This is a genomic window from Methylobacterium sp. CCH5-D2 (assembly GCF_001556475.1).
Classification (GTDB): Bacteria; Pseudomonadota; Alphaproteobacteria; order Rhizobiales; family Beijerinckiaceae; genus Methylobacterium; species Methylobacterium hispanicum.
The window spans coordinates 1-7495 of the sequence record NZ_LSIX01000416.1; the positions used below are offsets into that span (position 1 = coordinate 1).

The window sequence follows — 7495 nt, forward strand, 5'->3', positions numbered from 1 at the left end:
ATCAACCAGGTGAGCCGCGAGCAGGTCGAGCTGCTGGCCCGCTTCCGCCAGGAGACCGACGAGGAGCGGCGCGAGGCCGTGAAGTCGGCGCTCCTCCTGTCCATCAACTGCATCGCCGTCGGCTTCGGCGCGACCGGGTGAGCCGGGACGCGGGACGGTCGCCGCGACCTGTCGCGCGCCGGCCGGCGATCCATGTTGTCACCGGAGCGCACGGCACCCCGGCTCCCGCGCGGCCCGCGAGCGGAACCAGAACCGTTACCAGGAGAGAGAAACACCGATGAGCTTCACCCTGATCCAGCAGGCCAAGGCGCGCCTGCACCGCTCCGAGCTCGCCGTGCCGGGCTCGAACCCGACCTTCATGGAGAAGTCGGCCTCGTCCGCCGCGGACGTGATCTTCCTCGACCTCGAGGACGCGGTCGCCCCCGACGACAAGGAGCAGGCCCGCAAGAACATCATCCAGGCCCTGAACGAGATCGATTGGGGCACCAAGACCATGATGATCCGCATCAACGGTCTCGACACCCACTACATGTACCGCGACGTCGTCGATATCGTCGAAGCCTGTCCGCGGCTGGACATGATCCTGATCCCCAAGGTCGGCGTGCCCCAGGACGTCTACGCGATCGACGTGCTCGTCACGCAGATCGAGCAGGCCAAGAAGCGCGAGAAGAAGCTCGGCTTCGAGGTGCTGATCGAGACCGCGCTCGGCATGGCCAACGTCGAGGCGATCGCGACCTCCTCCAAGCGCCTCGAGGCGATGTCCTTCGGGGTCGCCGACTACGCCGCCTCCTGCCGCACCCGCTCGACCGTGATCGGCGGCGTCAATCCCGATTACTCGGTGCTCACCGACAAGGACGAGGCGGGCAACCGCGAGACGCACTGGCAGGACCCGTGGCTGTTCGCCCAGCAGCGCATGCTGGTGGCCTGCCGCGCCTACGGCCTGCGCCCGATCGACGGCCCGTTCGGCGACTTCTCGGACAAGGACGGCTACCTCTCGGCCGCCCGCCGCTGTGCCGCGGCCGGCTACGAGGGCAAGTGGGCGATCCACCCGAGCCAGATCGAGCTCGCCAACGAGGTGTTCACGCCCTCCGAGAAGGAGGTCGAGAAGGCCCGCCGCATCCTCGTCGCCATGGAGGAGGCCGCGAAGGCCGGCCGCGGCGCGGTGGCCCTCGACGGCCGCCTCATCGACATCGCCTCGATCCGCATGGCCGAGGCGCTGATCGAGAAGGCCGACGCGATGTCGGGCAAGTAGGACCCGGGCGGATCTTTGGGGGCGGCCGCCGGAGCGATCCGGCGGCCGCCACCGTTTCAACGGAGGCGCCGGTTCGGCGCCCGACACGGGAGAGCCAGCCATGCACGTGACGATCGAACAGGCCGAGACCGCGATCCGCGCCGCCCGCGACAAGGCGGTCGAGCTCGGCACGCAGATGTGCATCGCGGTGGTGGATTCGGGCGGCAACCTGAAGGCGTTCTACCGCATGGACGACGCCTGGGTCGGCTCGATCGACATCGCCCAGAAGAAGGCCAAGACCTCCGTGTTCTTCGGCATGAAGACCGGCCAGATCGGCCAGCTCTCGCAGCCCGGCGGCTCGCTCTACGGCATCGAGCACTCCAACGACGGGCTGATCACCTTCCCGGGCGGCATCCCGATCGTGGACGCGGACGGCGTGATGTCGGGCGCGATCGGGGTCAGCGGCTCGACGGTGGAGAACGACGACGCGGTCGCCCAGGCCGGCGCGCAGGCGATCGGCAAGACGGAGCTGCCGGCGCACCCCTGGCGGACCTGATCCCGGCCGGCGCACCGTCCCGCAACCGCCGGTTAAGGCTACCGCCCTATGACGGGCCCATCAGCCAGCCACCGGTCGGGGAGCGCGACGATGAACCGTGAACAATTCGCCGAAGCCCTGCGACGCCTCGTGGCGACCCAGGTCGAGGACATCGAGCGGGCCGTCAAGGACGGCCACAAGACCATCGCGCTGAACGAGCTGGCGGACCTCAACCGCCAGCTCAAGGCCTTCGCGGCGGCGCTGAAGAAGGCGCCGGCCCGGGCCTGACGGGACGCGGGCCCGAAACGCCTCGAAGCCCCCGTCCGGATCGCCGGGCGGGGGCTTCGTCGTTCGAGGCCTACCAGCGCGGCCCGCCCCAGCGGCCCCCGGGCCCATCGGAGAAATCGCGCGGCGGCGGGTCGAAGCGCGGGCGGCGCGGGGGACCGAGATCGTCGGGCTCGTCGCAGACCCGGACCCGGCGGATCACCGGCTCGCCGTCGGCGTCGAAGCGGCGCTTCACGAAGACCCGGCAGGGTGGTGCGAGATCCGGCCCGGCCGAGAAGCGCGGGAAGCGGGGCGGCGGCCGGCGCCCGTAATCCTCCTCGAAGCCCGGGCCGCTTCCCGGCCCGAAATCCGGGCGCGGGCCGTAGGGCCCGTCGAAATCGGCCGCCTGGGCGGCGGTGCCGGCCAGCACCAGGGCAAGCAGCCCGAGGGTGCGGAGGCGAGGCGAGGGGAGGCGCGACATGGACATCCTCTGATGCCGCGTGGCCGGCGAGGCGCCGGGCCATCGGTGAGGATGGTGTCGCACGGGGCGCCTGAACGGCGCGGGAGCGGTCCCGTTCGGCGCCGTTCAGGCACCGGGACCGGCGGCCCCGGCCTACCGGTCGCTCGGGGCCGCCGCCGGGTCGCCGTCCGCGAAGGAGCCGCCCGCGCTGAACAGCTTGCGCAGGAAGCCCGGCGCCACGGCCGAGAGGGGGTTCACGCTGACTTCCGGAGAGGCCAGCCGCCCCTGCACCCGGAAGTTGACCGCGAACAGGCCCTCGTTGTGCCCACCCGCCAGCAGGGGCCCGAACAGCGGCACCTGCGCCACCACGTTGTTCAGCCCGTAGAGCGGCACGAAGGTGCCGTTGATGTCCGTGCGCTCGCGGCCCGTGTCGAGGAAGCCCGAGAGGGTGAAGCCGAGCGCCGCGTTCGAGATCGCCGCGTCCGAGAAGTCGACCCGGCTGCCCGAGCGCACGAAGTTCGCCCGCATCCGGTCGAAGGTCACCTCGGCCGCCTGCTGGACCGCGGGCCGGCGCCGACCGCGGGCGTCGACCGTCTCCGGGATGTCCGGGCCCCGGGCCATGATGCTCGAGAGCGCGGGCTCGTTGCGCAGCGTGAAGCTGCGGATCTGGACCACCCCCGCCTGCGGCCCGTCGTTCAGGTTGATCCCGGCGCTGAGCTTGCCGCCGAACATCCGGCGGTAGATGTCCACGAAGCGCAGCGTCGCGCCCGCATCCGCCGTCTCGACCGAGAGCACCGGCACGCCGCGCTCCCCCTTGGTCACGCTCGCCGCGAAGGGGGCGGAGCGGAAGCGGCCCGCGATGGTCGCTGCGCGCAGGTCCTTGCCCCGCAGCGAGAGCTTGAGGCTGGCGTTGGTCAGCGCCTCCTCGTTGTGGCCCGTGAGGATGCCGAGGGTGATGTCGGCGTCGATGTCCTTCGGAGCGGTCTCGCGGCCGCCCCGCTGTTCGGGCCCGGTCAGCGACTTCAGGAAGGGCCGCGCGTCGGCGACCGCGCCTCGCACGGCGACGCGGTAGCCCGAGCCGTTCCGGTCGACCACGACCCGCATGTCGTCGCCGGGCGAGAGCTTCACGCCGGAGAGTTCCGCCCGCTCCAGGCCGCCGTCGCCGAGGCTGGCGCTGCCGCGGGCGGAAGCCGTGCCGGCATCGAGCACGATGTCGCGCAGCTCCGCCCCGCCCTGGGTCTCGGAGAGGCTGAAGCCGAGGCGCCCGGCCTTGCCCGCGGCCTTGGTGAAGCCCGGCAGCAGCCCGTCGATGCCCGCACGCGTCAGGTCGGCCTCGACCCGGACCGGCGCCTTGCCCGCCCGCCCGAGCGGGACCACCGCCCGCACCGGGATCGTGCCGCTGAGCTGCGGGGCGGTGGGCAGGCCCTTCTTCGCCCGCACCGCCTCGTCGAGGGCGAGCCCCACCTGCACCTCGCCGCCGCCCGAGCGGGGCTGGCGCAGATCGACCGTGATCGGCGCGCCGAGCACCCGCGCGTCGCCCTTCAGGCTGAAGCCGTCGCGGCCGTAGGCGACGGCGAAGCGGCCGGACTCGAGCCGATCCTTGCCCACCACCTTGTCGACCGAGAGGTCGGAGAGGGTGCCGGAGATCGCGACCGGCAGGTCGGGCAGGTCGGGGATGTGCTTAAGGTTCAGCGGGAAGGCGATCTGCAGGTCGGCCGCGCCCCGGACCGTGGCCGGGTCGAGGTCGGCGCCCGACAGGCTCTTGAACATCCTGGTCTGGAGGAGGGCGGCGAGCGCGTCGGCGCCGCCGCCGAGTCGCAGGCCGATCTGCGCCACGACCGTGTCGGGGGTGATCTCCGGGATCACGAAGCTGCCGTCCGAGATGGCGAGCATGCGGCCGTCCGCCATGCGCAGATCCGCGGTGACGTCCCGGATCCGGGTGGTGCGGCCCGTGATGGTGCCGGCCACGCGCCCGCGCGTGAGGGGCGGCGCGTCGGGGGAGACCTCCAGGGCCGCCTCCGAGACCTGGAAGTCGATATGCACCGCGTTGTCGGGCATCGGCTCGCCGCGGGTCGCGGCGGCGAGTTCCGAGCCCGACATGTCCACCCGGATGTCCACCCTGTCGATGCGCCCGCCGCGCAGCGCGTCCACGAGGTAGTTGCGCGCGCCCGGCGCGATGTTCTCGGGCCAGAGCCGCAGGCCGGTGCGCACCTCGCTGTCGGTCGCCCCGATGTGGAGCGTCAGCCCGTCGTCGTCGGCGCTGGTGCCGAGCGTGCCGCCGAGCTGGCCCTTCACGCCGGGGCCCGAGAGGGTCAGCGCGTCGATGCTCAGGCCGCCGGCCCGGCCGGAGAGGCGGGCGTCCAGCGCCCCGATCACGACCGGCGCGTCTTTCGGCGCGGCGCCCCGCAGGGTGCCGTCGCGGCCGGAGAGCGTCGCCGTCCAGGCGGTGTCGGCGCCGGCCGGGCTCGCCTGCCAGAGGCCCGACAGGCGGACCGTGTTGCCCGCGCCCCGATAGTCGAGGCTGCCGAGCGTCATGGCGCGCTTGGCCTCGTCCCAGCTCGCCTGCGCGGTCAGGCTCTCGACCGTGACGGGGTTGAAGTCCTTCTCCTCGATGAGCAGCGAGCCGTCGCCGGTGCGCAGGCCGAGCTGCAGCGTCTCGATCCGCCCGTTCAGGAGGGCGGCGTCGGCCCGGGCCGAGAGCTTGAGGTCGGTCGTCACCGGCAGCTTCGACTGGCCGGAGAGCAGCAGCAGGTCGGTGACCGGCAGGTCGTCGAGGGTGATGATGCCGGTGCGGCGCCCGTCCGCGGCCTCCCGCAGGGTGCCGCCGAAGCGCCACTGCCCGTGCGGCCCGTCGATGCGCAATTCGAACAGGCGCGCGTCCTGGGTCGCGTCGCGCCCGAACAGGCCGTTGACGCGCTCGAACACCGCCTTGGCCTGCCCGTCCTCACCGACGAGCGTCAGGCGCGCGTTGGTGACGCGGGCCCGGTCGAGCGCGCCGACGACGCCTGCGGGATCCAGCACCACGCCGAAGATCGAGGCGATGCCGGCCGAGAGCGGCGAGACCGTGCCGCGGGCGGTGTCGACGCTCGGCAGGGTCTGGGGCGTGCTCGCCTGCGCGGCGTCGGGCGACGCGAAGGCGATCGAGCCGTCGTGGTGGACGAGCGCCGTCATCTGCACGTCCCGGAACTCGATGGAGCGCGGCTGCACGGCGAGCCGCAGCAGGCCCCAGCCGTCGAGGCTCACCACCGCGAGCGGCGCGCGCACCACCAGCGCGCCCTGCGGGTTGCGGATGTCGAGCCCGGCGATGCGGAGCGCCAGCGAATGCTCGGCGTCGAGTTCGAGGGAGGAATCGTTGAGGTCGATGCGCCAGCCCGGCCCGATCCGCTCGGCCACCGCCGCGGCGACCCGTCCCGAGAAGGCATCGAGGCTGATCGGGCCGGCGGCGAGCCGCAGCCAGACGAGGCCGCCCGCCAGACCGACGAGCACGACCAGGCCGAGCATGGTCAGGCCGCAGGCGAGGCCCCAGCGGCGGCCCGCCCGGGGCGGCGTCAGTCCCTCGGGTGCGTCAACCATCGAGACCTTGTATCGAGACCAAACGTCGAAGCGTGACCGCTGGATCGGAACGCGGGCTCATTTTAAGAGCGCGGTCGATCCCGACCCGGTCGGCTGTCGAACCCGCTGTTTCGGGGTCTTTCCCAGGCACACCATCAATCGGCCGAAAGGAAGGCACGATGTCCCTCACCGTCGGAGATCCGGCCCCGGATTTCACCCTGCCGGGCTCGTCCGGACAGAGCATCGCGCTTGCCGCGATGCGCGGTCACAAGATCGTGCTCTACTTCTACCCGAAGGACGACACGAGCGGCTGCACCCTGGAGGCGCAGGGCTTCAACGCGCTGCTCGCCGATTTCGAGGCCGCCGACGCGCGGGTGGTCGGCCTCTCGCCGGACCCGGTGAAGAGCCACGACACGTTCTGCGGCAAGTACGGGCTCCGGTTCCCGCTCGCCTCCGACGAGAGCAAGGAGACGCTCCGGGCCTACGGCGTCTGGGTCGAGAAGAGCATGTACGGGCGCAAGTACATGGGTGTCGAGCGCACCACCCTGCTCCTCGACCGGGAGGGGCGGATCGCCCGGATCTGGCCGAAGGTGAAGGTGCCGGGCCATGCGGAGGAAGTGCTGGGCGCGGCCCGCGACCTCGCCTGAGCGGTCCCCCGGGCCGTCTCGGGTGGGCCCGGGCGGGGCGGCCCTTTCGGGCTTCCTTAACCCTAACGGAGCCTGATGGGGCCGCGAGATGCGAACCCCGCCGCCCATGCGCCACCACGAGACATCGCCGGAACGAACCCGATCCCAGCGCGGCCCCGCGCTGCTCGCCTGCGGGCTCGGGCTGGCGATCCTCTGGGCCGGGGCGGCGACCTACGGCCTCGTCTTCCGCGACGACGCTCTGGCCCGCCTGTTGAGCGGCCAGGGCGGGATGCAGGCGGCCTACGAGGCGCGCATCGCCGCGCTCGGCGCCGAGATCGAGCGGGACCGCGAGACGCTCGCCGCCCGCACCGATCTGGAGCGCCGCCTCTCGGCCGCCCTGGAACGCCAGGCCGAGCTGGAGCGGCGCCAGTCGGTGCTCGGGCGCCTTCCCGGCCTCGCCCCCCCGCCGGCCGGGGAGGAGCGGCCCGCCCCCGACGCCTTCGAGCTGCGCGGCGAGGGCGAGCCCCGGGCCGGGCGGCGAGCCGAGCGGGCCGCCGTCCGGCTCGCCGGGCTCGAATCCGGGCTCGACGCCGTGCAGGCGGCGCAGGCCCGCGCCCTCGGCCGGGTGGTCGACGGCGCCGCGCGGGACGTGCGGCACCTGCGCGGCGTGATCCGCGGCGCCGGGCTCGACCCTGCCCGGTTCGCGGGCGCGGCCTCCGCCGTCGGCGGCCCGCTCGTGCCGCTGCCCGGGGGCGACTTCCCGGGGATGCTGGAGGCGGCGCAAGCGGCTCTCGGCGAGGCCGAGCGCCTGCGCCGGAGCACGGAGA

The 7495-nt window shown here is 73.1% G+C and carries 7 protein-coding genes and 1 pseudogene; 6 read left to right on the top strand and 2 right to left on the bottom strand.

Annotation, left to right across the window (positions count from 1 at the left end; translation table 11 throughout):
- From AX737_RS35695 to AX737_RS34285, 4 genes are all read left to right on the top strand, one after another.
- On the top strand, nt 1–141 hold a 141-nt coding region (locus AX737_RS35695), incomplete at its 5' end, for a phosphoenolpyruvate carboxylase (protein ID WP_156453645.1).
- A gap of 136 nt (nt 142–277) precedes the next feature.
- The gene (locus AX737_RS10625) at nt 278–1252 is read left to right on the top strand and encodes a CoA ester lyase (protein ID WP_066921163.1); all 975 of its coding nucleotides are present in this window, start codon (nt 278–280) and stop codon (nt 1250–1252) included.
- 100 nt (nt 1253–1352) lie between these two features.
- The gene (locus AX737_RS10630; RefSeq protein ID WP_066921165.1) at nt 1353–1787 is read left to right on the top strand and encodes a heme-binding protein; all 435 of its coding nucleotides are present in this window, start codon (nt 1353–1355) and stop codon (nt 1785–1787) included.
- A 90-nt stretch (nt 1788–1877) separates the two neighbouring features.
- Nucleotides 1878–2054: a hypothetical protein gene (locus AX737_RS34285; protein ID WP_197430535.1), complete on the top strand. Its 177-nt coding sequence runs from the start codon at nt 1878–1880 to the stop codon at nt 2052–2054.
- A 70-nt stretch (nt 2055–2124) separates the two neighbouring features.
- Here AX737_RS34285 and AX737_RS10635 read toward each other — a convergent pair whose 3' ends face one another.
- Entirely contained in the window at nt 2125–2511 is a 387-nt protein-coding gene (locus tag AX737_RS10635) for a hypothetical protein (RefSeq protein WP_066921167.1), read from the bottom strand.
- Nucleotides 2512–2643: 132 nt separating this feature from the next.
- Entirely contained in the window at nt 2644–5991 is a 3348-nt protein-coding gene (locus AX737_RS10640; RefSeq protein WP_238230097.1) for a DUF3971 domain-containing protein, read from the bottom strand.
- 230 nt (nt 5992–6221) lie between these two features.
- Here AX737_RS10640 and AX737_RS10645 point away from each other — a divergent pair, with 230 nt between their 5' ends.
- On the top strand, nt 6222–6689 hold the full coding sequence (locus tag AX737_RS10645) for a peroxiredoxin (RefSeq protein WP_066921169.1): 468 nt from the start codon (nt 6222–6224) through the stop codon (nt 6687–6689).
- Nucleotides 6690–6795: 106 nt separating this feature from the next.
- Nucleotides 6796–7495 (top strand): annotated as a pseudogene (locus AX737_RS10650) (M23 family peptidase); the annotation flags it as partial.

Excerpts from the sequence above, each read along its gene's own strand:
- AX737_RS34285 (WP_197430535.1), top strand. The coding sequence starts at position 1,878 with ATGAACCGTGAACAATTCGCCGAAGCCCTGCGACGCCTCGTGGCGACC.
- AX737_RS10635 (WP_066921167.1), bottom strand. The coding sequence starts at position 2,511 with ATGTCGCGCCTCCCCTCGCCTCGCCTCCGCACCCTCGGGCTGCTTGCC.
- AX737_RS10625 (WP_066921163.1), top strand. The coding sequence starts at position 278 with ATGAGCTTCACCCTGATCCAGCAGGCCAAGGCGCGCCTGCACCGCTCC.
- AX737_RS10630 (WP_066921165.1), top strand. The coding sequence starts at position 1,353 with ATGCACGTGACGATCGAACAGGCCGAGACCGCGATCCGCGCCGCCCGC.
- AX737_RS10640 (WP_238230097.1), bottom strand. The coding sequence starts at position 5,991 with ATGCTCGGCCTGGTCGTGCTCGTCGGTCTGGCGGGCGGCCTCGTCTGG.
- AX737_RS10645 (WP_066921169.1), top strand. The coding sequence starts at position 6,222 with ATGTCCCTCACCGTCGGAGATCCGGCCCCGGATTTCACCCTGCCGGGC.